The organism is Piscibacillus salipiscarius JCM 13188, assembly GCF_001311865.1.
Classification (GTDB): domain Bacteria; phylum Bacillota; class Bacilli; order Bacillales; family Alkalibacillaceae; genus Piscibacillus; species Piscibacillus salipiscarius.
Genome location: NZ_BBCD01000007.1, coordinates 56793 through 83749, shown reverse-complemented (window position 1 = coordinate 83749; position 26957 = coordinate 56793). Strand labels below are relative to the sequence as shown.

Annotated in this window: 27 protein-coding genes, 11 pseudogenes and 1 riboswitch; of the genes and pseudogenes, 35 read left to right on the top strand and 3 right to left on the bottom strand. The window is 35.2% G+C overall.

All coding sequences use genetic code 11. The annotated features are described in order from the left end of the window. Nucleotides 1-7 precede the first annotated feature (7 nt). The 32 genes and pseudogenes from JCM13188_RS06780 (at nt 8) to guaA (ending at nt 21540) form a co-directional block, all read left to right on the top strand. Nucleotides 8-451, top strand: a complete 444-nt coding sequence (locus JCM13188_RS06780; RefSeq protein WP_054753018.1) for a GatB/YqeY domain-containing protein — start codon at nt 8-10, stop codon at nt 449-451. 167 nt (nt 452-618) lie between these two features. Beyond that, nucleotides 619-1626 (top strand): annotated as a pseudogene (locus JCM13188_RS21760) (NfeD family protein); the annotation flags it as partial. A gap of 102 nt (nt 1627-1728) precedes the next feature. Continuing rightward, nucleotides 1729-1908 (top strand): NfeD family protein, encoded by a 180-nt coding sequence (locus tag JCM13188_RS21755; RefSeq protein WP_439646619.1) that lies wholly within the window; start codon nt 1729-1731, stop codon nt 1906-1908. A gap of 25 nt (nt 1909-1933) precedes the next feature. After that, nucleotides 1934-2931 (top strand): annotated as a pseudogene (floA, locus tag JCM13188_RS06770) (flotillin-like protein FloA). Between the two features lie 23 nt (nt 2932-2954). Next, nucleotides 2955-3407 (top strand): YqfB family membrane protein, encoded by a 453-nt coding sequence (locus tag JCM13188_RS06765; RefSeq protein WP_054753016.1) that lies wholly within the window; start codon nt 2955-2957, stop codon nt 3405-3407. A 167-nt stretch (nt 3408-3574) separates the two neighbouring features. After that, nucleotides 3575-3853 (top strand): sporulation protein YqfC, encoded by a 279-nt coding sequence (gene yqfC / locus JCM13188_RS06760; RefSeq protein WP_054753014.1) that lies wholly within the window; start codon nt 3575-3577, stop codon nt 3851-3853. An 83-nt stretch (nt 3854-3936) separates the two neighbouring features. Next, a pseudogene (locus JCM13188_RS20600) lies at nt 3937-4384 on the top strand (sporulation protein YqfD). An 85-nt stretch (nt 4385-4469) separates the two neighbouring features. Beyond that, the gene (locus JCM13188_RS06745; RefSeq protein ID WP_279401509.1) at nt 4470-5024 is read left to right on the top strand and encodes a sporulation protein YqfD; all 555 of its coding nucleotides are present in this window, start codon (nt 4470-4472) and stop codon (nt 5022-5024) included. Nucleotides 5025-5027: 3 nt separating this feature from the next. Next, nucleotides 5028-5980 (top strand): annotated as a pseudogene (locus JCM13188_RS06740) (PhoH family protein). A gap of 22 nt (nt 5981-6002) precedes the next feature. Further along, nucleotides 6003-6713 carry a hypothetical protein gene (locus JCM13188_RS06735; RefSeq protein WP_054753006.1) on the top strand — a complete coding sequence of 237 codons (711 nt, stop codon included), beginning with the start codon at nt 6003-6005 and terminating at the stop codon, nt 6711-6713. Nucleotides 6714-6725: 12 nt separating this feature from the next. Continuing rightward, on the top strand, nt 6726-7445 hold the full coding sequence (locus tag JCM13188_RS06730; RefSeq protein ID WP_054753005.1) for an HDIG domain-containing metalloprotein: 720 nt from the start codon (nt 6726-6728) through the stop codon (nt 7443-7445). Between the two features lie 11 nt (nt 7446-7456). Beyond that, the gene (gene ybeY, locus JCM13188_RS06725) at nt 7457-7927 is read left to right on the top strand and encodes an rRNA maturation RNase YbeY (RefSeq protein WP_054753003.1); all 471 of its coding nucleotides are present in this window, start codon (nt 7457-7459) and stop codon (nt 7925-7927) included. Then, nucleotides 7920-8147 (top strand): diacylglycerol kinase family protein, encoded by a 228-nt coding sequence (locus tag JCM13188_RS06720; RefSeq protein ID WP_279401521.1) that lies wholly within the window; start codon nt 7920-7922, stop codon nt 8145-8147. The genes ybeY and JCM13188_RS06720 overlap by 8 nt, the downstream gene beginning before the upstream one ends. Then, a complete protein-coding gene (locus JCM13188_RS20595; RefSeq protein WP_369404865.1) occupies nt 8140-8271 on the top strand; it encodes a diacylglycerol kinase in 132 nt (43 codons plus the stop codon). The genes JCM13188_RS06720 and JCM13188_RS20595 overlap by 8 nt, the downstream gene beginning before the upstream one ends. 123 nt (nt 8272-8394) lie before the next feature. Then, nucleotides 8395-9302: pseudogene (era, locus tag JCM13188_RS06715) on the top strand (GTPase Era). A 162-nt stretch (nt 9303-9464) separates the two neighbouring features. Next, the gene (locus JCM13188_RS18355; protein ID WP_279401508.1) at nt 9465-9614 is read left to right on the top strand and encodes a YqzL family protein; all 150 of its coding nucleotides are present in this window, start codon (nt 9465-9467) and stop codon (nt 9612-9614) included. Nucleotides 9615-9629: 15 nt separating this feature from the next. Beyond that, the gene (recO, locus tag JCM13188_RS06710) at nt 9630-10373 is read left to right on the top strand and encodes a DNA repair protein RecO (protein ID WP_054752999.1); all 744 of its coding nucleotides are present in this window, start codon (nt 9630-9632) and stop codon (nt 10371-10373) included. A gap of 175 nt (nt 10374-10548) precedes the next feature. Beyond that, nucleotides 10549-11172 carry a transcriptional regulator CcpN gene (gene ccpN, locus JCM13188_RS06705; RefSeq protein WP_279401507.1) on the top strand — a complete coding sequence of 208 codons (624 nt, stop codon included), beginning with the start codon at nt 10549-10551 and terminating at the stop codon, nt 11170-11172. Between the two features lie 32 nt (nt 11173-11204). Next, nucleotides 11205-11982 (top strand): annotated as a pseudogene (locus tag JCM13188_RS06700) (pyruvate, water dikinase regulatory protein). Between the two features lie 359 nt (nt 11983-12341). Beyond that, a complete protein-coding gene (locus JCM13188_RS18350; RefSeq protein WP_279401506.1) occupies nt 12342-12815 on the top strand; it encodes a CHC2 zinc finger domain-containing protein in 474 nt (157 codons plus the stop codon). Beyond that, nucleotides 12797-13038, top strand: a pseudogene (locus JCM13188_RS20590) (DNA primase); the annotation flags it as partial. The gene JCM13188_RS18350 and the pseudogene JCM13188_RS20590, both read left to right, overlap by 19 nt. A gap of 111 nt (nt 13039-13149) precedes the next feature. Further along, entirely contained in the window at nt 13150-13317 is a 168-nt protein-coding gene (locus JCM13188_RS18335; RefSeq protein ID WP_279401505.1) for a toprim domain-containing protein, read from the top strand. Nucleotides 13318-13448: 131 nt separating this feature from the next. Beyond that, nucleotides 13449-13568: a hypothetical protein gene (locus JCM13188_RS18330; RefSeq protein WP_279401504.1), complete on the top strand. Its 120-nt coding sequence runs from the start codon at nt 13449-13451 to the stop codon at nt 13566-13568. 14 nt (nt 13569-13582) lie between these two features. Next, the gene (locus JCM13188_RS18325; protein ID WP_279401503.1) at nt 13583-14011 is read left to right on the top strand and encodes a hypothetical protein; all 429 of its coding nucleotides are present in this window, start codon (nt 13583-13585) and stop codon (nt 14009-14011) included. Beyond that, nucleotides 13987-14142, top strand: a complete 156-nt coding sequence (locus JCM13188_RS18320; protein WP_279401502.1) for a hypothetical protein — start codon at nt 13987-13989, stop codon at nt 14140-14142. The genes JCM13188_RS18325 and JCM13188_RS18320 overlap by 25 nt, the downstream gene beginning before the upstream one ends. A gap of 41 nt (nt 14143-14183) precedes the next feature. Continuing rightward, complete coding sequence (gene rpoD / locus JCM13188_RS06690; protein WP_054752996.1) at nt 14184-15308, top strand: RNA polymerase sigma factor RpoD; 1125 nt, start codon at nt 14184-14186, stop codon at nt 15306-15308. Between the two features lie 26 nt (nt 15309-15334). After that, nucleotides 15335-15811, top strand: a complete 477-nt coding sequence (locus JCM13188_RS06685) for a hypothetical protein (RefSeq protein ID WP_054752994.1) — start codon at nt 15335-15337, stop codon at nt 15809-15811. Between the two features lie 162 nt (nt 15812-15973). After that, on the top strand, nt 15974-16336 hold the full coding sequence (locus tag JCM13188_RS06680; protein ID WP_054752992.1) for a c-type cytochrome: 363 nt from the start codon (nt 15974-15976) through the stop codon (nt 16334-16336). 73 nt (nt 16337-16409) lie between these two features. Next, nucleotides 16410-17024, top strand: a complete 615-nt coding sequence (locus JCM13188_RS06675; protein WP_279401501.1) for a tRNA (adenine(22)-N(1))-methyltransferase — start codon at nt 16410-16412, stop codon at nt 17022-17024. 78 nt (nt 17025-17102) lie between these two features. Beyond that, nucleotides 17103-18209: pseudogene (locus JCM13188_RS06670) on the top strand (Nif3-like dinuclear metal center hexameric protein). 139 nt (nt 18210-18348) lie between these two features. After that, a pseudogene (gene guaB, locus JCM13188_RS06665) lies at nt 18349-19813 on the top strand (IMP dehydrogenase). A 17-nt stretch (nt 19814-19830) separates the two neighbouring features. Beyond that, nucleotides 19831-19932, top strand: a riboswitch (purine riboswitch). 70 nt (nt 19933-20002) lie between these two features. After that, nucleotides 20003-21540 (top strand): annotated as a pseudogene (gene guaA / locus JCM13188_RS06660) (glutamine-hydrolyzing GMP synthase). A 27-nt stretch (nt 21541-21567) separates the two neighbouring features. On the opposite strand, the gene JCM13188_RS06655 reads toward guaA, so the two are convergent. Beyond that, nucleotides 21568-22533, bottom strand: a complete 966-nt coding sequence (locus tag JCM13188_RS06655; protein ID WP_054752987.1) for a 4-hydroxy-3-methylbut-2-enyl diphosphate reductase — start codon at nt 22531-22533, stop codon at nt 21568-21570. 136 nt (nt 22534-22669) lie between these two features. On the opposite strand from JCM13188_RS06655, the gene JCM13188_RS06650 reads away from it, so the two are divergent. Further along, entirely contained in the window at nt 22670-23803 is a 1134-nt protein-coding gene (locus JCM13188_RS06650) for a DEAD/DEAH box helicase (protein ID WP_279401500.1), read from the top strand. Between the two features lie 221 nt (nt 23804-24024). After that, nucleotides 24025-24881 (top strand): annotated as a pseudogene (locus JCM13188_RS06645) (deoxyribonuclease IV). A gap of 129 nt (nt 24882-25010) precedes the next feature. On the opposite strand, the gene JCM13188_RS20585 reads toward JCM13188_RS06645, so the two are convergent. Beyond that, the gene (locus JCM13188_RS20585; RefSeq protein ID WP_369404864.1) at nt 25011-25163 is read right to left on the bottom strand and encodes a DUF2624 family protein; all 153 of its coding nucleotides are present in this window, start codon (nt 25161-25163) and stop codon (nt 25011-25013) included. A gap of 137 nt (nt 25164-25300) precedes the next feature. Between JCM13188_RS20585 and JCM13188_RS06635 the strand changes: the two genes are divergently transcribed. Next, a complete protein-coding gene (locus JCM13188_RS06635; RefSeq protein WP_054752983.1) occupies nt 25301-25552 on the top strand; it encodes a hypothetical protein in 252 nt (83 codons plus the stop codon). Nucleotides 25553-25759: 207 nt separating this feature from the next. Here the strand turns inward: JCM13188_RS06635 and ispG are convergent, their stop codons facing one another. Further along, nucleotides 25760-26866: a flavodoxin-dependent (E)-4-hydroxy-3-methylbut-2-enyl-diphosphate synthase gene (gene ispG, locus JCM13188_RS06630; protein WP_054752981.1), complete on the bottom strand. Its 1107-nt coding sequence runs from the start codon at nt 26864-26866 to the stop codon at nt 25760-25762. Nucleotides 26867-26957 lie beyond the last annotated feature (91 nt).

Sequence of the window (26957 nt, the reverse complement as noted above, 5' to 3'; positions counted from 1 at the left end):
ACATGGAATGACTTTGCTTGAACGTTTGAATCAAGATATGAAACAAGCATTAAAGAACAAGGAAAAAGATCGTCTCGCTGTTATTCGCATGGTTAAGTCTTCATTACAGAATGAAGCGATCAAAAAAGGCGGAGAGTTATCTGAAGGCGATGAAATGCAAGTTTTAACGCGTGAAGTAAAGCAAAGAAAAGATTCCCTCCAGGAGTTTAAGAATGCCAATCGTGATGATCTAGCAGAGAAAACTGAGCAAGAATTAGAAATTATTCAAGCTTATTTACCAGAGCAGTTGACTGATGAAGAGCTAGAGCAAATTATCATTAACACAATTAATGAAGTTGGTGCTACATCCAAACAAGATATGGGGAAAGTGATGAGTGCCGTAATGCCTAAAGTTAAAGGTCAAGCAGATGGCTCTAAAGTAAATAAATTGGTCATGAACCATTTACAATAATGACTAAGAGTAAAATACCTAACTTTTAAACAAGTTTTTTAATTTGTTTTTAGTTAGGTATTTTATTTTTGAAACGAAATTGGTTGCTATTTCGTATTAATGTTTAGGATAATAGAGAGAAAGGGGGGAGCAAATGAGAAAAAAGGTTCTATACGTTTATCATCTTAATGTGTTCTTTCTTATGGCTGAATCAATTATCAGTTGATGCCGATCAACATAATGATTCTACATCTATTCACGTCATACCAGTTAAGAATGATGTTGAACAAGGGTTAGTTGCTTTCTTAGAGAGGTCAATTAAAGAAGCTGAAGACAGCTTTGCTGATTTAATTGTATTTGAGATTGATTCTCCAGGCGGACGTGTTGATTCAGCAAATGACATAGCGAATTTAATTACTGGAACTGATATACCTACCACGGCTTATGTCATCAACCAAGCTGCCTCTGCTGGTTCATACATAGCGCTTAATGCTGATAAAATTTATTTTAAGCCAAAACGCTAGAATGGGGGCAGCTGGAGTCATTACCTCTGACGGTAATGCGGCAAGTAAAAAGCGCAATCTGATTGGATTAAAGCCATGAGGGCATCGGCTGAAGCAAATGGAAGAGATCCAATTTATGCTGAAGCTATGGCAGACTCTAGTATCGACTTACCTGAATATGGCGCACCTGAGGGTGAATTTTTAACGTTAAGTGCGGAAGAAGCTGTTGAAGTTGGATATGCAGAGGGGATTGCAGAAGACAGACGAGCGTTGTTTGACCAACTTGATATTAACAACCCAAAAGTCACTGAAGCAGAATTAACCATATCTGAACATATTGCGAGATTTATTACTAATCCGGTTGTCATTCCAATCCTTTTATCAATTGCAAGTATTGGACTAATTGTGGAATTATATTCACCAGGATTCGGTATACCGGGAATATTAGGATTAGTCTCCTTAATATTATTTTTCTATGGACACTTAGTGGCAGGTTTAGCTGGGTATGAGTCAGTTATATTATTATTAGTTGGGCTCATATGTATTATACTGGAGATCTTTGTCCCAAGTGGAATTTTAGGAATTATTGGCGGTGGTGCCATATTAGGTGCGTTATTAGTATCTGGTGCAGATATGGGGCACATGGCATTTAGTATCGGAGTCGCTTTACTAGTATCAATAGTTCTAGCGATTGTTTTATTTAGAAAATTAGATTTTAATAAAGGAATATTAAGGCATATCGTGTTATCAGATTCGACTAAGTCAGAATTAGGTTATGTTTCAAATGAGAACCGCATGGATTTAATCGGTTTAAGAGGCCGCGCATTAACGTTTTTAAGGCCGTCTGGATCGGCAGTGTTTAATGGTGAAAGACTTGATGTGGTCTCAGAAGGTTCATTTATTTCGAGAGATGCAGAAGTTGAAATTGTTAAAGTTGAAGGTTCTCGAGTTGTTGTTCGAGAAATTCAATCATAAAAAAATATGTAGGAGGAGTTTATGAATGGGGACTGAACAATTATTTCCACTCATTATTGTGGCAGTTATAATTATTGCCATTGCTATTTTATTTACTTTCGTACCAGTCATGCTATGGATTAGTGCACTAGCTGCTGGTGTACGTATTAGCATTTTTACTTTAATTGGGATGAGGTTACGCCGGGTTGTACCAAGAATGGTCATCAACCCACTAATTAAAGCACATAAAGCTGGGTTAGACGTAAAACGAACCAATTAGAGAGTCATTATCTAGCTGGTGGTAATGTTGACCGAGTGGTAAACGCGCTAATTGCTGCTCACCGTGCAAATATTGAATTAAGCTTCGAACGTTGTGCTGCAATTGACTTAGCAGGTCGTGACGTATTAGAAGCCGTTCAAATGAGCGTTAATCCAAAAGTGATTGAAACACCATTTATCGCAGGTGTCGCAATGGATGGTATTGAAGTTAAAGCAAAAGCTAGAATTACGGTTCGTGCAAACATTGATCGTTTAGTCGGTGGTGCAGGTGAAGATACTGTTATTGCACGTGTTGGTGAAGGTGTTGTAAGTACAATTGGTTCATCTAAGAGCCATGGTGAAGTACTAGAAAATCCAGATTTGATCTCTCAAAATGTATTATCGAAAGGTCTAGATGCAGGTACTGCATTTGAAATCTTATCAATTGATATAGCTGATGTTGATATTGGTAAAAACATCGGAGCTATGCTACAAATGGACCAAGCAGAAGCAGATAAAAACATTGCTCAAGCAAAAGCAGAAGAACGACGTGCAATGGCGGTTGCTCAAGAACAAGAGAACATTGCTAAAGTTCAAGAGATGCAGGCGCGCGTTGTAGAAGCAGAAGCAGAAGTACCTTTAGCACTTGCTGAGGCATTACGCAGTGGCAATATGGGTGTAATGGATTATGTTAACTATAAAAACGTATTAGCTGATACAGATATGCGCGACATGATTAGTAAACTTAATAAAGATGACGATGATCATACAGATGAGCAAAAATAATCCCGATTGGTTAGGTGATAATGATGGGGTTTATTGATTTAATATTTGATAATATCGTCTTTTTAATAGCGATTCTTGCGGGTATCATGAGTTTGTTTAAAAAGTCGGGTGACAATGAAGATGCTGGCCCAGTTAGATCTGAGAGGCCAAAACCAGTCACTTATGAAAAGTCAGACTCCAAACCGGCAAAAGTTAGTATCGATACCATTTCTTCATCCAGTTCAGATGAAGATGATGAAGTTCAAATTGATCAAACCAATCAATGGTATGAGCAATTACAGGAATCAAGAGAGAGAAGAGAACAAAGCAAAACAGATAAAAACCTTGATAAAATTAAACAAAGCTCTATTCACAATAAGGATAGGCAAACAGTTGAAAATGTATCGATACGTAGAAATTTAAATAACCGGCGATTAGTAGAAAGCTTAATTATGAGTGAAGTCTTAGGAAAGCCAAAAGCTAAACAAAATCGATAATTCAAAAACAGGGTTGTGAATACACAATCCTGTTTTTTTATGCCTTCAATTTCTGACCTCAACGTTCAAATTCAGTTAAAGCGCTAATAATTTTCAATTATTCTACCTAGATATAGTGATACATTTATAAGTTCTTTCATAAATTGGTGATGATAGGGGGATTTTGAATGAAGCCTATGCGCAAACATATAAATCAATGGTTAACAGGGCGATTACAACTACCAGCTGATATCGTTTATGACTACCCACGCATTACGTTAGTGGGTGATATTCATTTATACATAGAAAATCATAATGGACTTGTTACTTTTGAATCTGACTTAATTGAAGTAAAGCAACAAAACGGACTGATTAGAGTACATGGTGAGAATTTGGTCATCAAGAACTTATTAAAGAAAGAGATTGTTATCGAAGGTAAAATTTATAACGTTCAGCATAAAAAATAAAGAGATTGGAGGGGACGACCATTAGTAAATCATTTATAAACGGTTACGTTGATGTCAAAATTACGGGGAACAGGCCTGGTCAAATGCTTAATCATTTACACAGGAATGGAGTGCCTTTTTACAATGTAAAGAAAATAGATTCATCTACCATTACACTAAGAATGAAATATATTGATGCATTGAAGTTAAAACCTGTTAGGAAAGACTTTAAATGCAAAATATCATTTCAAAAGAGAGGCGGTGCACCTCATTATTACCAAAAAGAAAGAAAATTGCCCCAATCTTTTTAGCTTATGTTTAGTCATTGGATTCATATTCCTATTATCAAACATGATATGGAAGGTAGATATTCAAGGGGGCTCACCAGAAGTACGGTATGAAGTTAGTGAACTAATTGAAACTTTAGGAATGAATCGAGGTTCGTTTATTCAAAATATGGAATCCATTAGTTCCATTGAAAGAGAAATTATGAATAAAGTAGAGGAAGTTTCTTATGTGGGAATAAAAGGACAGGCACATCATTTCACATAATGATCGAGGAAAATAAAAATAATACAGTTAAGGCTGATCGAGAGCCAAGTAACTTAGTAGCAACTAATTCAGGCACCATCAAAAAATGTATGTTCAAAGTGGACGGCCACTCGTACGAGTTAATGATGTTGTGAAAAAAGGGGATTTATTGGTTTCTGGTAATTTGGATGATGAAAATGATGTTTATACCTACTCGGAAGGGGAAGTTATTGCAGAAGTTTGGTATAATATAACAGGCACGATCAATTTAGCTAGTGAAAAGAAGGACCTTATAGATGATGTTGAAACGAAATACGGCCTAGGATTTGGCAATCATTCATGGTTTTTCAATAAGTCAGATCAAAAAAGGTTATTATTAGAGGAATCTAAATCCATTTACTTTTTAATATGGGAAACGCCTTTTTCTATAAATAAGAAGCACTATTATCCTGAGGATGTTTCAGTTGAAACAATTGAAGATGAACAAGTGATCGATGAAGTTATCGAAGAGCAATTAAAAAGGAAACTAGGACAATCGGTTGAAGTGCTGTACCAAAAAGTTTTGCACCAGAAAAAGGACAATGATAAAGTAAAATTAGAAATGTTTGTTAAAGTATTAGAGGATATCACCAAAGAACAAATTATTGATCAAGGAGACTGATGTATGGCAGAGACGACAAAAACGATTGACTTACATTTAGAGGATCATTCAGATACATTGAATCTGTTTGGCACTAATGATCGTCATATAAAACAAATCGAACATTTTATTCCCGTTAAAATCATCACTCGTGGTGGACAATTAAAATTAACGGTGAAGAAAAAGATGTTGATATCGTTTTTTCATTATTAGAATCAGTTTTAAATGTTATTAAGAAAGGAATTAACATCACTGAGCGTGATGTCATATATGGATTAGAGCTAGCTAAGTCAGGAAAGATTGAACAATTTGAAACTTTATTTGAGGATGAAATTACAAAAAACCAACAAGGCAAGCCAATACGTGTAAAGACATTAGGTCAACGCGACTATGTACAGTCGATTAAAAAAAGAGATTTAGTCTTTGGGATTGGCCCGGCAGGTACAGGTAAAACGTACTTAGCAGTTGTAATGGCAGCTAAGGCCTTAAGAAATGGAGATGTTAAACGATTAATTTTAACTCGACCTGCTGTTGAAGCTGGTGAAAGCTTAGGTTTTCTACCTGGCGACTTAAAAGAGAAAGTCGATCCTTATTTAAGACCATTATATGATGCCCTTCATGATGTTATAGGGGCAGAACATACAGCCAGGTTATTAGAACGAGGAACAATTGAAATTGCTCCATTAGCATATATGCGAGGACGTACTTTAGATGATGCATTTGTCATTTTAGATGAGGCTCAAAATACAACGCCAGAACAAATGAAAATGTTTATTACACGTTTAGGATTTGGGTCTAAAATGGTCATTACAGGGGATATTACACAAATTGATTTACCTAAAGGTGTTACTTCAGGTCTTAAAGTATCAGAAGACCGACTAAGTAACATTGATGGAATTTCTTTTAATTATTTAAAAGGTTCAGATGTGGTCAGACACCCACTCGTTCAAAAAGTAATTGAAGCATACGAAAAATAATGTGGTAAAGTTGGTGTAATTGATGAAATTAGTAAATCGTCATAAACCATTAGTTTTATTTAATGTACGTAAACTAAAATATAGTGATTTGCTTTCAATTTTCATTACACCAACTTTGTTTATCGCATTTATGATTCTTCATTATATTCAAAGCTTAGTTACTTTCAATGAATTTCTTATAGGTATTAGTATTGGTATACTATTAGGATTTGTATTACATATTGAAGTGAAACAAAAGGAAAGCTGGTCTAAACAAGAAGCTATAACGTTCACGTTTCTTGGAACTGGCTTGCTATTAACCATGTATGCCTTACAAGTTATTAGCCTCGACTTACCAAATATCTTTTATTTGACTCCAATTGCTGCTTTTTCAATTTTAGTTAAGCACTTCATGACAGAACGCTTCGCATTAATGACATCAGTTGTGACGTCAATCTACGGTAGTTTTATTTTTATGACTACCGATTTTAATATGTATCAGCTGTTTGTTTATTTATTACTTTCGCAATGGTTTGCTGTTTTTATGTTTCAATCAATTAAAGATCGAAAGACATTACTTAAAACAGCTACATCCTTAATATCTGTTCATTTAATTTTAGTGACTATATTTGAATTGGAGCCTTGGAATACATGGATGGCCATGACGCCGGAGTTTATGCTATCCCTTGTATTTTCGATGGTTTCGGTTTTATTGGCAGTTATTCTAACGTTTAGGCATTTTACCGTTAATTGAAGCGGCATTAACATGTTAACAGAGAGTAAGCTATTAACATTATCTAATCCGAATCATCCTTTGCTACGTAAAATGCTAGTTGAAGCACCTGGAACTTACCACCATAGTGTTATGGTTGCAAATCTAAGTGAATCAGCATGTGAATCGATTGGTGCTAATGGATTATTAGCAAGAGTGGCAGCTTATTATCATGATATTGGTAAAGCGCTTAAGCCTCATATGTTTATTGAAAATCAAAGCGGAAATAATCCGCATGATTCATTACCACCTGAAGAAAGTGCGAGAATCATTCTTCAGCATCCTAATGATTCTGCACGTCTATTAAAAGAATACGGTTTACCTAAAGAAATCATCGAGATTGCTCAAGAGCATCATGGTACGACGCTTTTAAAATTCTTTTACCATAAGGCGAGAGAACGTCAACCAAACGTGGATGAGGATAATTTTAGATATGATGGACCAATCCCACAGTCAAAAGAAGCGGCAATTATTAATATCTGTGATTCTGTTGAAGCGGCTGTGAGATCAAAGCAACACCCAACTAACGAAGAAATCCATAAAATAGTGCGAACTATAATTTATGATCGTCTGTTAGATGGACAATTTAACGATTGTCACTTAACAATTGATGAAATTTTAACAATCGAAAATGATATATGTGATATGTTAAATGGAATCTTCCACCAAAGAATTGATTATCCTAAGGATAAAAAAATTTGCAGTCAACTCTAGGAGGTCACTAAATGAATATCGATTTTATTGATGAGATGAACCAAGTAACTGAAGATGAGCTTAAGCTCCTTAGGGATTTACTTAATTATGCAGCAGATATGGAAGAAGTAAACTCAGAAGCTGAAATATCCATTACATTTGTTAATAATGAACAAATACAGAGTATTAACAGAGATTACAGACAAAAAGACACTGCCACAGACGTTATTTCATTTGCGATGCAAGAAACAGGTGAAGAAGAGCTTCAAATTGTGGGTGATAATTTACCTGAACATCTTGGAGATATTATTGTTTCATTAGAGAAAGCTAAAGAACAAGCAAAAGAATATAATCATTCCTATCAACGTGAATTAGGATTTTTGATTGTGCATGGTTTTCTACATTTATTAGGTTATGATCATCAAACTGTTGAAGAAGAAAAAGAAATGTTTGAGAGGCAAGAACATATTTTGGAAGAATTTGGTTTGAAACGTGATGCGTAAAATAGGTTTTAAGCATGCTTTGCGTGGTATATATAAAGCAATAGAACTTGAATTCAATATGAAAATACACATTGTTAGCATGTTAGTAGTCATATTCACAGGAATATGGTTAAAAATTGAACCAATTGAATGGTTATTTATCATACTTGCAATAGCAGTTGTTTTGATAGCTGAAACATTGAATACAGCAATTGAAAATATAACAGACGTTTTTGTTTAAAGAACGTGACGAACAAGCTAGAAATATTAAAGACATTAGCTCCGGGGCTGTATTATTAGCTTCTATTTTTGCAGCCATTGTAGGTGTGATTATCTTTGTTCCTAAAGTTATAACTTTCTTTTAATTTGGAGTATTCGTATTTATAGAATACTCTTTTGTCTTTTATCGATATCTTTTGTCGAACAAAATGAAATCTTCTTTTCTTTATAGTAAAATAAAATCAAACCAAGCTAGGAGAGACAAAAATATGAATAATGGCAACTTTAGATCTGGATTTATAGCGATTATTGGACGACCAAATGTTGGGAAATCAACTTTTTTGAACCATGTGTTAGGACAAAAATAGCGATCATGAGTGATAAACCACAGACAACAAGAAATAAAATTCAAGGCGTATACACAACTGAACATTCTCAATTTGTTTTTATTGATACTCCTGGAATTCATAAACCTAAGCACAAACTTGGAGATTTTATGGTTCAATCTTCAATTAATACCCTCAATGAAGTTGATCTTATTATGTTTATGATTAATGCAAAAGAAGGTTTTGGCAAAGGTGATCAATTTATTATAGATAAGTTAAAAGAGGTTAATCAACCTATATTCCTTGTCATTAATAAAATTGATGAAGTTCACCCTGATGAATTGCTTCCTCTTATTAGTTTATATAAAGAGAAGCTTGATTTTCAGGAAATCATACCAATTTCTGCCTTAAACGGAAATAATGTAAATCATCTATTAGAGGTTATGGAAGGTTACTTACCTGAAGGACCTCAATTTTATCCGGAAGATCAAATTACAGACCACCCAGAACGATTTATTATTAGTGAGTTAATTCGTGAAAAGGTCTTGCATCATACTAGGGAGGAAATACCACATTCTATAGCCGTTGTCATTGAGGGTATACAACCAGAAGAAAACAGCCATGTCATCAATGTACAAGCTATGATTATTGTGGAACGGTCTTCTCAAAAAGGAATAATAATAGGTAAACAAGGTCAAATGTTGCGTCAAATCGGAACAGAAGCACGTAAAGATATTGAAAGCTTGCTTGGTTCCAGAGTTTATTTAGAGCTTTGGGTTAAGGTTCAGAAAGATTGGCGTAATCGAATGACTCATTTAAAAGATTATGGCTATAACGAAGATGAGTACTAATGTCAACTGGTAATTTTTTTAACTAATGAAGTCCGTTATATGAGAGACAATATGACTAAATCATAATGTTTTCATCCTGATTGAAAACACATTTGACAAAGTGTGTATCAAGCAGAGTGGACATTTGTTTGTGATCAATAAATCTGAAAGGTGGAGATTTTGATGATCGATTTACCTTGGAAAGTTTTTAGTAAAACTGGTAGTGTTGAAACGTATTTATTGATGAAACAAATGGAGGAAGCCTATAAAAGTACGCACCAAAAGAGCGATTTAAATCAGTCCAAGACATCATTAGCAAATAATAACCAATAAAGGTATGGGAGACGGATGTTTGAAAAAGTTGAGGGAATCGTATTAAGAACAAAAGACTACGGAGAAACGAACAAAATAGTCACGTTATACACTAAGGAGTTTGGTTTAATTAGTGCAGTTGCAAGAGGTGCTAAAAAGTCTAAAAGTCGAATGGCTGCTATTACGCAGCCATTTATATATGGATCCTTTCTAATTCAATTAGGTAAAGGTCTAGGGACAATTCATCAAGGCGAAATAATACACAGCATGAGGAATATAAGAGAAGACATTATGTTAACAGCATATGTTTCTTATATGTGTGAATTGTTATCAAAAATCGTAAACGAGAGAGAACCCAGTAAGCATATTTTTGATGAATTATATGTCAGTTTAGAGCGAGTATCAGAGGGTGACCCTCCACAAGCGATCACGCTGATGTTTGAATTGAAGATGTATTATGTAGGAGGGTTCGCACCTGTCTTAGACACTTGTGTTAATGGTCACGATGATAGACCCATTGCTGCTTTTTCAATTACTGAAGGTGGCGTTATTTGTGACCAGTGCATTTATCGTGCAGAAGATTATTTTAAACTAACACCTCATATACATAAAATTATAAAACTGATGAGTCAAACGAGCATTAAGCGTATCCGTAATTTAAATATAAAAAAGAAAACGTTAGTCTTTATTAGAGAGCTTTTAGATCAATATTATGACAGGTTTGGCGGTATGCCAATTAAATCAAAACGATTTCTTGATCAAATGCATTTACTTGAATAAAGTAAAACTTAGTTTTACTACCTCATTCGTCCATAAACTGATTGATTTAAGCTTTTTACATGATTAGAAGCTTAAATAAGTTTAAGGGGCGAATTTTTCTTTCTTTATTCGATCAATAAATTAGTATATAATATTTAAATATAGTATGTCAGATTTTGTAGAGGTGGTAAAAATAATGGAATTAACACACCGACAAGAACAAATTATAGAAATTGTAAAAGAAAACGGACCCATTACTGGAGAAAATATCGCAGATCGTTTAAATTTAACTCGGGCAACGTTACGCCCTGACTTAGCGATTCTGACGATGGCTGGATTTTTAGATGCTAGACCTCGAGTAGGTTATTTTTATACAGGGAAAACAGGTAGTGAAATCATTTCAGACCAAGTAAAGAAGTTAAAAGTTAGAGACCAACATTCTGTTCCAGTGGTTGTCAATGATCAAGTATCTGTGTATGATGCTATTACAACCATGTTTTTGGAGGATGTTGGTACGTTATTTGTCGTGAATCATCAAGCACATTTAGTAGGTGTTTTGTCTAGAAAAGATTTATTACGTGCAGCTATGGGAAATCAAGAGTTGTCAGATGTACCTGTACATATTATTATGACACGAACCCCTAAAATTAAGATATGTTATAAAGATGATTTATTAGTCGATGCGGCAACGAAGTTAATCGAAAATCAGATCGATGCACTTCCAGTTGTCGTAGAACGTGAAGATGGTCAAGAAGTGGTCGGCCGATTAACAAAAACCAATGTCACTAAAGCATTTGTGGATTTAGTCAGAGATGAGTAAGAATCAAGGAGGATGGCTGATATGATTTTTATGTGTTGTCAGATTCGGTAGGTGAAACCGCGGAACTTTTAGGGAAAGCTGCTTTGAGTCAATTTGCCAATCAAGATATTAAAATCCAAAGAATCCCATATGTTGATGATGAGGCTACAATGGTAGATGCCTTTAATTTAGCTAATGAGAATAATGGAATTATCGCATATACATTAGTGAAACCAGAATTTAGACAGAAAATGAAAGATTTATCTGCTCAGTATAATATTAAAGCTATCGATTTAATTGGTCCTTTATTAGAGGAGTTAGAACAACATTTACAAGAAAACCTACACTTCAACCTGGCTTAGTACATAAATTAGATGAAGATTACTATAAGCGTGTTGAAGCAATAGAATTTGCTGTTAAATATGATGATGGCCGAGATGCTAAGGGCATATTAAAAGCAGATTTAGTACTTATAGGTGTATCAAGAACCTCTAAAACACCATTATCACAGTTCTTAGCGCACAAGCGGTTAAAGGTTGCTAATGTACCAATTGTACCTGAAGTAGAACCACCAGAAGAGTTATTTCAAGTAGATCCAGATAAGTGTATTGGTCTTAAAATTAGCTCAGAGAAATTAAATCATATCCGGACTGAACGATTAAAAGCTTTAGGGTTGAATGGTTCGGCTAACTATGCAAAAAAGAACGTATACAAGAAGAAATCAATTATTTTAATAGAGTTGTTGACAAAATTGGCTGTGATACGATTGATGTTTCCAATAAAGCAGTTGAAGAAACAGCGAACGTTATTTTACGAAAACTCAAGAAATAACACTAGATGACATTTTAAAAATTGAAACACTAATATGTGATATCGTGGATATCTGTATTGGTGTTTCTTTTTTACTTTATAATAATTTGAAGTTCCAGCTTTATCAATATATTTAAAATATTAAGACTTCAATCAAAGTATTCGCATAATCGAATTGAATAAGTTATAATCGTTATTTGTGGAAAGAAGTAGAATTATAGATTAAATCGACTTTAATTAGTTTCTCACTTATGAGTGAGGGGTATACATAGAATATAAAGTCCATCCGTTTGTGACAATATTTTTAACAACATAATTTTGTCGATGTTTGAAGGTATTTAGGAAAGAATATCGAATTTAATCACATGGTGATGTAGATGGTGAACAGAATTCCTCAAGAAAAAATAGATGAAATAACTCAGAACAACAATATTGTAGATGTCATTAGCGACTATATTAAATTGACTAAAAAGGGGCGTAATTACTTCGGTTTATGTCCTTTTCATGGAGAAGATACACCATCATTTTCCGTCTCACCAGAAAAACAAATTTTTCATTGTTTTGGTTGTGGTAAAGGCGGCAATGTAACGTCGTTTGTCATGGAAATTGAGAACTTATCCTTTGTTGAGGCAATAAAACATTTAGCTGATAAAAGTGGTGACTCTCTACCAGATGAATGGATCAGGCAGCAAGGACCTTCTTACTCTAGTGAGGAACAAAACATATTGGACGCTTATGAGTGGTCTAATAAATTGTTTCATCATGTACTGAAACACACTAAAGATGGCAAAGATGCTCTTACTACGTTAAAAATAGAGGATTTTCTAAAGACGCTATCGAAGAGTTTCAATTAGGGTATTCACCCTACAAAGACCAATTTTTAAGTGCATTCCTTAAAGGAAAAGGGTTTGAACTCGAAAATTTGGCACAATACGGTTTATTAAACAGCCGAGATGGGAATAGCTTTTTGACAGATTTCAAGGCAGGGTTATTTTTCCTATCCACAACCATCAAGGAAAAGTTGTCGGGTTTGGAGGAAGATCGATTCAAGATCATCTAGAACCCAAGTATTTAAATAGCCCTGAATCAAAGTTATTTCATAAAGGAAAAATCTTATATAATTTCCACAGAGCAAGAAAATATTTTCAAAAACTTAATCAAGTTGTTTTATTTGAAGGATATGCAGATGTGATAAAAGCTTATCAAGCAGGAGTTCACCATGCTGTTGCAACAATGGGTACAAGCTTATCTGAAACACACGCAAAGATATTAAGTCATTATGTCGATGAAGTCATTATATGTTACGACGGAGATGCTCCAGGTAGAGAAGCAAGTTTTAAAACTGCAAAATCATAAAAAAATGCAGGAATGAACGCAAGAGTGGCGAATGTACCTAATGAGATGGACCCTGATGATTTTTTGAAAAACATGGTCCAGAAGCATTTCAAAATTTAATTCAGTCAGCAGAGAATGATGTATCGTTTTCGTTGCAGTATATAAAAAAGAACTACAATTTAAATATTGACCATGATAGAGTCCAATACGTTGAGAAAGCTTTAGATATCATTGCGACAGTCAATCAAGCAGTTGAACGTGATTTTATTTAAATGACTTAGAGGAAATGTTTAAGCTTGACCGATCGACATTACTTCAAGAAATTGAAAATCGCAGAAGAATAATGCAACGTACAAAAGACCATGATAATCATGTTAATAATAAGAGCATTGAGCATAATAAGTGGAAGAAACCTCAGAAATTATATAGTGCGTATCAGAATGCTGAACGTCACTTAATTTCTCATATGTTACAGAATGAATATGTAGCTGATAAAGTTCAACAACGATTAGGTTCCTCATTTAATCTTGAGGATCATCAGGTATTAGTAACTTATTTATATGCATATTATGAGGAAGGGAACGAGCCGAGTGTAAGTCAATTCTTAGAAAGACTTAATGATGATCACATCAAACAATTGGCTACAGAATTAGCTTTAATTCCTATAAATGAATCTTTAGTGATCAAGAATTGGATGATTACATTCGAGCAATAAAGCGAGAAAGTGAATCCAGTCAAGAGCTTAGGACATTAAAGCAGATGTTGATACAGGCAGAAAAAGAAAATGATCATCAATCCGCAGCTCGAATCGGTATGAAATTAATTGAATTAAAAAGAAAAACATGACATGAATTGAACAGTAACCAGTTTGGAAGGAGGGGTTATAAATGGCAAACAAGCCAGTAGATCAAAATCAAGATCTTGAACAACAAGAGCTAACACTTGACCAGTCAAAAGAACAACTACTTGAGATTGGTAAAAAGCGAGGTGTTCTCGTATATGAAGAAATAGCTGATAAATTAGGCCATTTCGAATTAGACTCTGAACAGATGGATGAATTTTATGAAACCCTAGCAGAAGAAGGAATTGACGTTATAGGAGAAAATGACGAAGATCCTAACATGCAAAAAATCGAAAAGGAAGAAGAGTTCGATTTAAACGACTTAAGTGTCCCACCAGGCGTTAAAATAAATGACCCTGTAAGGATGTATCTGAAAGAAATTGGGCGAGTTGACCTGTTATCAGCTGACGATGAGATTGATTTAGCTCATCGCATTGAACAAGGCGATGAAATTGCTAAACAAAAACTAGCTGAAGCTAACTTGCGTTTAGTTGTTAGTATTGCAAAACGTTACGTTGGTAGAGGCATGCTGTTTTTAGATCTAATCCAAGAAGGTAATATGGGCTTAATTAAAGCCGTTGAAAAGTTCGATTACCGTAAAGGTTTTAAATTCAGTACCTATGCAACATGGTGGATTCGGCAGGCAATCACACGTGCTATTGCGGACCAAGCAAGAACCATTCGTATTCCTGTTCACATGGTAGAAACGATTAATAAATTAATTCGCGTTCAGCGTCAACTCCTTCAAGATTTAGGTCGTGAACCTACTCCTGAGGAAATTGCTGAAGAAATGGACTTAACACCAGATAAAGTAAGAGAAATCTTAAAAATTGCTCAAGAACCAGTATCTTTAGAAACACCAATTGGTGAAGAAGATGACTCTCACCTCGGTGATTTTATAGAAGACCAAGAAGCTCAGTCACCATCAGATCATGCTGCTTATGAGTTGCTAAAAGAGCAACTGGAAGATGTATTAGATACACTAACTGACCGAGAAGAAAATGTATTACGTTTACGTTTTGGTTTAGATGATGGTAGAACAAGAACTCTTGAAGAAGTTGGTAAGGTCTTTGGAGTAACTAGGGAACGAATTCGTCAAATTGAAGCTAAAGCCTTAAGAAAGCTTAGACACCCTAGTCGTAGTAAACGCTTAAAGGACTTTTTAGAATAATTGTCTAAGTTTAACATGGGGAAAGCATGAATTTTGATCGTAAAGAGGTCATTATTAAAGAAATAAAGTATTGGAAAGAGTCCAAACTTCTACCAGAAAAATATTGCGACTTTTTATTAATGCTATATACTCAGGGGGAAGGTAATTCGGAATCAGAAGTATCTAAGAAGCAGAGCAATATTTGGTATTATATTGACTTAACCTTCTTAGTGCTCTTACTCCCTGTTTCAACTTTTTTATTATTAAATGATGAATTTCAACAATGGGTTAAATTATTTGTTATAATTTTTACAGTAAGTATTGCATCTTTTCATATGTTGATCTTTTATAGATTGAATCAATTTATTTTCCATTTATCGATTATAGTCCTGTTATCTATTGTATTAACGGGATCATTAAATTTAAACATTATTTTTAATCTGGGTATTCATCCAGCATTAATAACTTTAATAAATTGTTTTGCTTGGATAACAATTGGTTTTGGAAACGATTTAGTTATTTAATCTTATCAGGTATGACTGGTATTATAATTTTACTAATAAATTATTATGTTATATAAAATATTCACAATTTCTCCCTTTTAGTTTATGGATTTTTCGAGTAAAATAAATATAGTTTGAATTTATATCCGTATACATATAGCGCAACGAAGGAGGGCAAATAACATGAAGAAAAATTTAGTTATGCCATATGCACTTATTGCTTTACTAGGGATTGTTACAATGGTTGTAATGGGTGGAGTTGGACTAGCTCAAATGGACCAAGCAGAGGGTGAAGGTGGTAATGAAGGTACCCTGGATCCGGCAGAGTTAGTACAACAAAACAACTGTACATCTTGTCACGGTGCTGACCTAAGCGGTTCAGGTAATGCGCCTAACTTAAATACTGTTGGAGATCGTTATTCTAAAGAGGAATTAGTTGATATCATTAACAACGGTGTTGAAGGTAGTAACCTAATGACAGGTGATTATGCGAATGCTGAAGAAGCAGAAGTCATAGCCGAATGGCTGTTAAATGGGAAAGAGTAGAAAAGTAATGAAAAGTCCAGGACATATTCCATGTTTCTGGACTTTTTTTAAACTGAAAGAGGATTTCATACAAATGACGAAAATTAATTTATCTAAACGATTAATGACTGTAGCAAACTACATACCGAAAGACACTAAAGTTTTAGCTGATATCGGTTCTGATCATGCCTATTTACCTTGTTACGTATGTTTAAAGCATGAACATGTAAATGCAATAGCTGGAGAAGTGAATGGAGGACCATTTGAATCGGCTCAACAGCAAGTCAATCAAATTGGGCTTAAAGGACAAATTGACGTTCGTTTGGGAGATGGACTCGACATATTAAAAGAGGGTGAAGCAGACACAATTGTCATTGCTGGAATGGGAGGATCACTTATCACGTCAATATTGGATAACGGTAGATCTAAACTATCTAATGTTAAACGACTAATCTTACAACCAAATATTGATGCACAATCTGTAAGGAGCTTTGCTAAGAATTACAATTTTAAAATAGTTGAAGAGGAAATCTTGGATGAAGAAGGCTATATTTATGAAATTGTTGTTTTGGAACCTGATAATCAGTCCACCCAATATACTCCTAAAGAGCTGTATTTAGGTCCAATATTACTCCTTAAGAAACCCGATGCTTTTTATAGAAAATGGGAAAATGTATTACATAAAAAAGAAAAATTATTGAACAAATGAAGCAATCTACTAATGTTAGTAGTGAAAAACTTGAGGAATTCGTTCAACAAGTAAAATGGATTAAGGAGGAAATCAATTATGGCGACCGTTAAGGATGTCATTAACTTGCTTGAAGACTTCGCACCAAAATCTTATGCCTTTGAAGGGGATAAAATTGGTCTTCATGTAGGTAAGATGAATGCTAAAGTTTCTAAAGTAATGATTGCTTTAGATGTTTTAGAAAGTGTTGTTGATGAAGCGATTGAAAACGACGTCAATCTGATTGTTGCACACCATCCCCTTATTTTTAAACCTTTAAAAAAGATAGATCTAAATAGTGAAAAAGGAAGAATTATTCAAAAGTTGATAAAACATGATATATCTGTTTACGCTGCACATACGAATTTAGACATTGCAACAGGTGGCGTAAATGATATGCTTATGAATCAGCTTGGTATTAAGCATACAGATATTTTAGTTGAGACAGGGGAAGAACCTTTATTTAAGTTAGTGGTATTTGTCCCTCAAACTCATGAAGACCAACTAAGAGATGCTCTTTCTAATGCTGGAGCGGGACACATAGGGGATTACAGTCACTGTACATTTAATTCAACTGGAACAGGAACGTTTAAACCATTAGATGGTACTAACCCATATATAGGACAAAAGGTGAACTCGAAAAAGTACAAGAAGTACGAATGGAAACAATTGTTCCTAAGTCGATTTTAAGAAAGGTGATAGATGCCTCAGTGGATGCTCATCCGTATGAAGAAATGGCCTATGATGTTTACCCAGTAGAATTACCAGGCATAAAGCGTGGATTAGGTAGAATTGGAAAGTTAGATCAACCTTTAGCACTTGAGGATTTTGCTGAGTATGTTAAAAAGTCATTCGATGTACCTTATGTAAGAATGGTGGGAGAACATTCTAAGAAAGTACAAACAATTGCTGTAATTGGTGGCGATGGAAATAAATATATTGATCAGGCTAAAATTAAAGGAGCAGATGTTTTAATTACAGGTGATTTGTATTACCATACGGCCCATGATGCACTTGGTATAGGATTAAATGTTATTGATCCTGGTCATCACATCGAGAAAGTTATGAAAAGCGAACTACTGAAAATCTTAAAAAGAACGTAGTCAGGATTTAGATGTAGACTATATATCATCTTCCACAATCACAGAGCCGTTTACTTTTATCTAAAACAAGCAGGGGTTATTTTATAACCTCTGCTTGTTTTCTGTTTATTTTGAATCTTATAACTTATTTCCTCCATGTTGACATTTAAGATGTAACGTTGATAATCTTATTTAAAATGAAATAAGGGGGGAGGATTAAAATAATGGTTTGGGAGCAAAAGTTTCAAAAAGAAGGTTTAACATTTGATGATGTTTTATTACTACCTTCTAAATCAGATGTGTTACCTCGAGAAGTTGACCTTAAAGTAGAGTTAACCGATTCACTAAAATTGAACGCACCGGTTATTAGTGCGGGTATGGATACGGTGACTGAAGCCAAAATGGCTATTGGAATGGCCCGTGAAGGTGGACTTGGGATTATTCATAAGAACATGTCCATCGAGGAGCAAGCTGATCAAGTTGATCAAGTTAAACGTTCTATTAGGGGAGTCATTACAAATCCATTCTTCTTAACGCCAGAGCATCAAGTTACGATGCTGAACACCTAATGGGTAAATACCGCATCTCTGGAGTTCCAATTGTGGATGATGAAGATAACCAAAAACTAGTTGGCATCATTACAAATCGAGATTTAAGGTTTATTCAAGATTATTCATCTAGAATCGCTGATGTGATGACTAAAGAAGACTTAATTACTGCACCTGTTAATACGACATTAGAAGAAGCAGAGCATATCTTACAAGAACACAAAATTGAAAAGCTTCCTTTAGTAGATCAAGCTGGGACATTAAAAGGGTTAATCACCATTAAAGATATTGAAAAAGTTATTGAGTTCCCTCACTCAGCAGTTGATTCACAAGGGCGTCTAATCGTCGGTGCCGCTATTGGAGTGACTGGTGACGTGCTCGTTAGAGCTGAAAAATTAGTTGAAGCAGGAGTTGATGCTCTTGTCATTGATACAGCGCACGGTCACTCTCAAGGAGTTTTAGAGTCGATTAAAACAATTAGAGATGCCTTTCCAAACGTTAATCTGATTGCAGGTAATGTAGCTACTGCTGAAGCTACGCGAGAGTTAATACATGCTGGCGTAGATGTAGTAAAAGTCGGAATTGGACCAGGATCTATTTGTACAACAAGAGTCGTTGCAGGTGTTGGAGTACCGCAAATTACAGCTATTTATGACTGTGCATCTGAGGCTAGAAAGCATGGCGTACCTATCATAGCTGATGGTGGTATTAAGTTTTCAGGCGATTTAGTTAAGGCACTAGCAGCTGGTGGTCATGCTGTAATGCTTGGTAGTATGCTAGCAGGTACAAGTGAAAGCCCTGGACAAACTGAGATTTTCCAAGGCCGCAGATATAAAGTGTACAGAGGAATGGGCTCTGTTGGTGCAATGGAAAAAGGAAGTAAAGACCGATATTTCCAAGAGGAAAATAAAAATTTGTCCCAGAGGGAATAGAAGGAAGAGTTCCTTATAAAGGTCCAGTTGCAGATACACTCTATCAGTTAGTTGGCGGGCTGCGCTCAGGCATGGGATATTGTGGTGCGTCAAATCTAAAGTCATTAAGAGAAGAAGCACAGTTCGTTAGAATAACAAACGCAGGACTAAAAGAAAGTCATCCACATGATGTACAAGTAACAAAAGAAGCTCCTAATTATTCATTTTAATTTTGTATTTTAAACCCCTTATAAAAACGGAATCACTTCATATATCCTTGCTAATATGGAGCAAGAGTCTCTACCGGGTTGCCGTAAACAACCTGACTATGAAGGTAAGAATCTAGAATTCTGCCTTTGTAGCTACTTGAGGTGGAATTCTAGTTTTTTATATAGGGAAATAATGCGAGGTGTTTAAACATGAAGTCAATTGATGAAAAAATCATTGTACTGGATTATGGAAGTCAATACAATCAGCTCATCACTAGACGAATTCGTGAACAAGGCGTCTTTAGTGAACTAAAGCCTAATGACATAACAGCTAAGGAATTAAAGGGTTTAAATCCAACGGGAATCATTCTATCTGGAGGCCCAAATAGTGTATATGGAGATCAAGCCTTTACGATTGATCCTGAAATCTTTGAACTAAACATCCCCATTTTAGGTATTTGCTATGGGATGCAGCTTATGTCTTATCATTATGGCGGAAGTGTCGAACGTGCTGGTAGACGAGAATATGGAAGAGCAGTGATTAAGCGGTTAAATGATTCAGAGTTATTTTTAACGTTACCTGAAGAGCAGCAGGTTTGGATGAGCCACGGTGATCATGTCACAAAAGAGCCAGAAGGTTTTCAAGTGGATGCTTCAAATGAATCTTGTCCAATTGCAGCTATAAGTCATCCAGATAAAAACTCTATGGTGTGCAATTTCATCCTGAAGTAAAACATTCAGAATATGGAAATGATTTACTTAAGAATTTTGTTTTAAATATTTGTGGTTGTTCCGGAAATTGGACAATGGAAAATTTTATTGAACTCGAAGTTGAAAAAATTAGAAATCAAGTACAAGATAAAAAGGTTCTTTGTGCGTTAAGTGGCGGTGTTGATTCATCCGTTGTCGCAGTCTTATTACACCGTGCTATTGGTGATCAACTAACATGTATCTTCGTTGACCATGGGTTACTTAGAAAGAATGAAGCAGAAGACGTCATGAAGATGTTTAGAGAAGGTTTTAATATAAATGTTATTAAAGTAGATGCTCAAGACCGGTTTTTAGGAAAATTAAAAGGTGTAGATGATCCTGAAGAAAAACGCAAAATCATCGGTAATGAGTTTATTTATGTATTTGAAGATCAAGCCTCAAAATTACATGACATTGATTATTTAGCTCAAGGAACACTCTATACTGATGTCATTGAAAGCGGAACTCAAACAGCACAGACGATTAAATCACATCATAACGTTGGCGGGTTACCAGAACGTATGAATTTTGACTTAATCGAGCCTTTAAATACTTTATTTAAAGATGAAGTTCGTGTACTAGGGGAAGAGCTTGGCATTCCAGAGCATATTGTATGGAGACAGCCATTTCCAGGACCTGGACTAGCAATTAGAGTATTAGGTGAAATTACTGAGGATAAACTTGAATTAGTTAAAGAATCTGATGCAATTTTACGTGAAGAAATTAAGCACGCTGGTTTAGACAGAGACGTATGGCAGTATTTCACAGTCCTACCAGGCATACAAAGTGTTGGAGTGATGGGGGATGAACGAACTTATGATCATGCAATCGGGATAAGAGCAGTAACATCCATTGATGGCATGACATCTGACTGGGCGAGAATCCCTTATGATGTTCTTGAAAAAATTTCAACGAGAATCGTTAATGAAGTCAAACATGTTAATCGAGTGGTTTATGACATAACAAGCAAGCCACCATCAACAATTGAATGGGAATAAACAAAATCCGGCTAAGGCCGGATTTTTTTAAGCGCGTTTTTTCTTTGTTGATTTAACTTTAGGTAAAATTTTATTATTTGTAACAAGTGATTCGCGTTCCCATGAACTCTCATCTTCATGATTATAATTTTCGATAAAGCGAATTACTTCTTTAGTAATTGGAGTTGGTGTTGAAGCGCCAGCCGTTACGGCAACTTTTTCGCAATCTTGAAGCCATTCCAACTTAATTTCAGAAACATCTGCAATTCGATAAGCTTCAGTTCCGGCAATTTGTTTAGAAACTTGGGCTAAACGGTTGGAGTTATTACTCATAGGGTCACCAACTACTAACGTTAAATCTGCATCCTTAGCTTGTTCAGCAACAGCTTCTTGTCTAACTTGCGTTGCCATACAAATTTCTTGAACCATTTCAGTCTGCGGATATAACTCTTTAACTTTTTGCATAACGTCATAAACATCCCATTGACTCATCGTCGTTTGGTTCGTTACGATAATTTTTGTATCTTCGTCAAAGTTTAACTCTTTAGCATCTTCTTCAGTTGTAATCAAATGAACGTGACCTGGCGCAACTCCAACGGCTCCTTCAGGTTCTGGATGACCTTTTTTACCAATATAAACAACTTCATATCCCTCTGAAACTTTTTCGCGAATCAAATCATGTGTGCGAGTCACATCAGGGCAAGTCGCATCAAGCACAGTTAATCCTTTACTTTCAGCAACTTCTTTTACTTCTGGTGAAACACCATGTGCTGTAAAGACGACCGTACCTTCATTAATATCTTTTAAAAGCTCTAAACGACTTTTACCTCGTTGATCTAATGTGACAATTCCTTCATCTTTAAAAGCTTTTGTTACATGACTATTATGAACGATCATTCCTAAAATGTAGATCGGTCTTGGTAAGTTTGGGTCTTTGGCAGCGTTGCTTGCAATGACCATGGCATCTACAACACCGTAACAATAGCCCCTTGGTGCAATTTTTATAACTTCCATGAAAATGGCCTCCCCATTTATACTCTCTATGCTTATTATAAAGGCTATAAGCTTTATTGACAAAATGTTTATTCGGTGGCATTTAAAGTATGTCTCCTTTATAATAAATATTGTTAGGAATAAAGGAGAATGTAAAATGAATAGATATTTTCAATCATATCAATTAAGCCCTAATATGTTAACAGTTATACAGGGTTTAAGATTTAAACAACCTACTGAAATCCAGCATCGAGTTATACCAGCTGCTCTACGCTACGAAAACGTGATTGGGCAGTCACAAACTGGTACTGGTAAAACGCATGCTTATTTAATTCCGTTAATTGATCAGCTTAACTTAAACGAACAAACAACACAAAAAATGATTGTTGCCCCGACTCGTGAGTTAGCGATGCAAATTTTTCATGAAGTTAAAAAGATGCAGGATCATTCTGAACTTGAATTTACTTCACGTTTAGTCATTGGCGGAACTGATAAAGAGCGCGAACTTCAAAAGTTTCAGAAACAACCTCATTTAATTGTAGGGACTCCAGGAAGGATTTTAGACTTTATTGAAGAGAATGCCATTAACCCCTCAACTGTTAATAGTGTAGTAATTGATGAAGCGGATTTGCTTATTGATTTAGGCCTAATGGAAGAAGTAGACCAAATTGTAAGTCGTATGTATGCCGACGTTCAAACAATGGTGTTTTCAGCCACCGTCCCTAAAAAATTACAACCATTCTTGCGTAAATATTTAATTAATCCAAATTATATCGTGATAGACGATCAAGAGAATGCTTCTAAATTAGAACATCGATTAATTCCAAGGCGACACCGCCGGGCGGCTGATATAATTGTTGAAACATCTAAATTAATTCATCCATACATTGCATTAATTTTTGTCAATAAAAAGGAACACGCCGATGATTTAAGTAAAGATTTATTAGACAAAGGACTGGAAACGGGTGTAATACACGGTGGACTTAAGCCAAGAGAGCGTAAAAGAATGCTAAATGACTTACGTTCTTTAAAATATCAATATATTGTTGCTACAGATTTAGCAGCAAGAGGTATTGATATCCCGGGTGTTAGTCATGTATTTAATGCTGAATTTCCTCAAGATGTAGATACCTACATTCACCGTGTTGGTAGAACTGCAAGAGCAGGTAATGAAGGAACAGCTGTTACATTTTATGATGAGAAGGATTTGCCTATTATAGAAAAACTTGAAGAGACTGGGATCGAATTTCACAACTACGATATTAAAAAAAGGCGAATGGGTGCCAGTTAAAGAATGGAACGTAAGAAAAAAACGAGAGCAGCAAGAAAACGAACTTGAAAAAGAAAGCATGGAAAAAGGTTAGGAAACCAAAAAAAGGTTAAACCTGGTTATAAGAAAAAAATGAAACAAGAAAAAGACCAAATTAAAAAACAACTAAAACGAGAGAAATTCCGAAAGATGAATAAAGGGAGGAGAAAGTAATGACATTAAAAATAGGTTCACACGTATCAATGAGTGGGAAGAAAATGCTTTTGGCTTCTAGTGAAGAAGCGGTTTCTTATGGTGCAAACACGTTTATGATTTATACAGGAGCTCCGCAAAATACGAGACGAAAAGATATTGAAGACCTTAACATCGAAGCAGGGCAAAATCATATGAAAGAAAACGGTATTGATGAATTTATTGTACATGCACCATACATTATTAACATAGGTAACACAACTAAACCTGCAACATTCAAGTTAGGCGTTGATTTCTTGCAATCAGAAATTGACCGAACAGAAGCTTTAGGGGCGAAACAAATTGTTTTACATCCTGGAGCTCATGTTGGAGCAGGAGCAGATGCTGGGATTGATAAAATTATTGAAGGGTTAAATGAAATTCTTCAAAAAGATCAAAACGTTCAAATCGCTCTAGAAACAATGGCTGGTAAAGGATCAGAGTGTGGACGTTCATTTGATGAAATTGCCAGAATTATTGATGGTGTCAAAAATAATCAACATCTATCCGTGTGTTTTGATACTTGTCACGTTCATGATGCAGGGTACGATATTGTAAATGATTTTGATGGAGTACTTAAAGAATTTGATGACACTATTGGCATAGAAAGAATGAAAGTTATTCATATTAATGACAGTAAAAATGAATGTGGTGCAAGAAAGGACCGACATGAAAATATTGGCTTTGGTCACATCGGGTTTGAAGCTATTCACCAAGTTGTCCATCACCCTGACTTAATGCATTTACCTAAAATTTTAGAGACGCCATATGTTGGTGAAGATAAAAGAATAAAAAACCGCCTTATAAGTTTGAGATTGAAATGTTAAGAAATGGAACTTTTGATCAAGATCTCAAAGAAAAATTATGAATCAATAATTACAATAAATGATCTAAATTATACTGTTTAGCAAGTTGATTCAATAGGCGTTCAGCTTGTTGTGCTTCTTGACGACCAATATGTTGTTCCACATATTGATAAGTTTTCGATCGGTCCTGTTTAGAAAATGGGTCGATCGATTCTTTTTTTTATAAATTGGAGTAATTGGTTTGCTTGTTGTCTCGTTAACGAAATGCCGTACTGTTTGCTGTATTTCATCAATTCATCTGGGGTTGAAGCATACAATTTCGTTCGAATTAGATGCTTAAGCATGTAAAACTTCCTTTCAATAAAAGTCATCATTATGTATATGCTAAATATTAAAAATTGATCATTTCCAAAATTACTTATGTAAATTATTAAAACCTCACACACTATAAATACCACGTAGAAAGTGAGGTAAGATAATTATGGCTGATGATCAGTACCCAACAAGTTTTGATGATGATCAGGATTATTTTCCAAATAAAGGTGAAAAACAAAAAAAGGTCTATAAGGACTATAATGAATATGATGAAAGAGATCGTGGGTATGATACGGAGTTTGCAAGTGATGCTGCAACATTCAACCCAAATGAATTAGATGAAGAAAAATTAAGAAAGAAGAGAAAGAAACGCGTTTTGAAGAACATGTTGATGCAGGTTGGGGTTGGATTGCGTTAGTTGTATCACTACTATCTTTCTTCGTATGGACGTTACTGTTTGCTGTAATTGGTGCTGTAATGGGCATCTACGCAAAAAGACGTGGTGCAGATACACTGGGTAACATTGCGATAGGTATTGCTATCTTAGCTGTCGCATTACGGTTATTCGTCTTTCCAATAATGTAAAAATAAAATCCCCTAAGATTAATGTCTTAGGGGATTTACTTTAGGCATTTTGTTTTTCTTCTTCTTGTTTTTTATAATGTTCTTCAGCTAATTTATCGACTTCTTTTTTAAGCTCCTCAACCATCGTTTCCTCAGGAACTTTTCGAATAATTTCTCCATGCCTGAATAATAGACCTTCACCACGCGCGCCTGCGATTCCAATATCAGCTTCACGTGCTTCACCTGGTCCATTAACAGCGCAACCCAGTACGGCTACTTTAATAGGTGCTTTAATCGTTTGTATATACTCTTCAACTTCATTTGCAATACTAATCAAGTCGATTTCAATACGGCCACAAGTAGGACATGAAATTAAAGTCGCTGCATTCGAAGCAAGACCGAAAGATTTTAATAGTTCTTTAGCTACTTTAACTTCCTCAACTGGATCTGCACTCAATGAAATGCGTAAAGTGCTTCCAATTCCTTTACTTAAAATAGCACCTAAACCGGCAGCACTTTTAACGGTTCCTGCAAAAAGTGTACCAGACTCGGTTATACCAAGGTGTAAAGGATAAGGTATAACTTCAGCAGCTTTTTCATAAGCTTCAATGGCTAATTTAACATCGGATGCTTTTAATGAGACAACGATGTCATGAAAGTCAAGGTCTTCTAAAATTTTGATATGACCTAATGCACTTTCAACCATTGCATCAGCTGTAGGGTATCCATATTTTTCTATTAAATGACGTTCTAATGAACCAGCGTTAACACCGATTCTAATCGGAATTCCTCTTCCTTTAGCAGCTTTAACAACTTCTTCAACGCGTTCGCGTTTACCGATATTTCCTGGATTGATGCGGATTTTATCCGCACCACCTTCAATGGCTTTTAATGCATATCTATAGTTGAAGTGTATATCTACAACAAGCGGAATATTAATTCGCTTCTTAATTTCTGGAATAGCATCTGCAGCTCGATCATCCGGACAAGCAACACGAACGACCTGGCATCCAGCTTCTTCTAAGCGATGTATTTCATTTACTGTAGCTTTAACATCATGAGTTTTCGTTGTGGTCATTGATTGAATAACAACTTCGTCTTTTCCACCAATAATTAAATCCCCGACTTTTACGGGCCTTGTATCTTTGCGGTGAATAATCGTAGACATTGCTACAACTCCCCTTTTTGTCTTAAGAAAGTACTTAATATATTTCACTAACATTGATAATAACATAAAATTAATGGATTATGCTATTAGA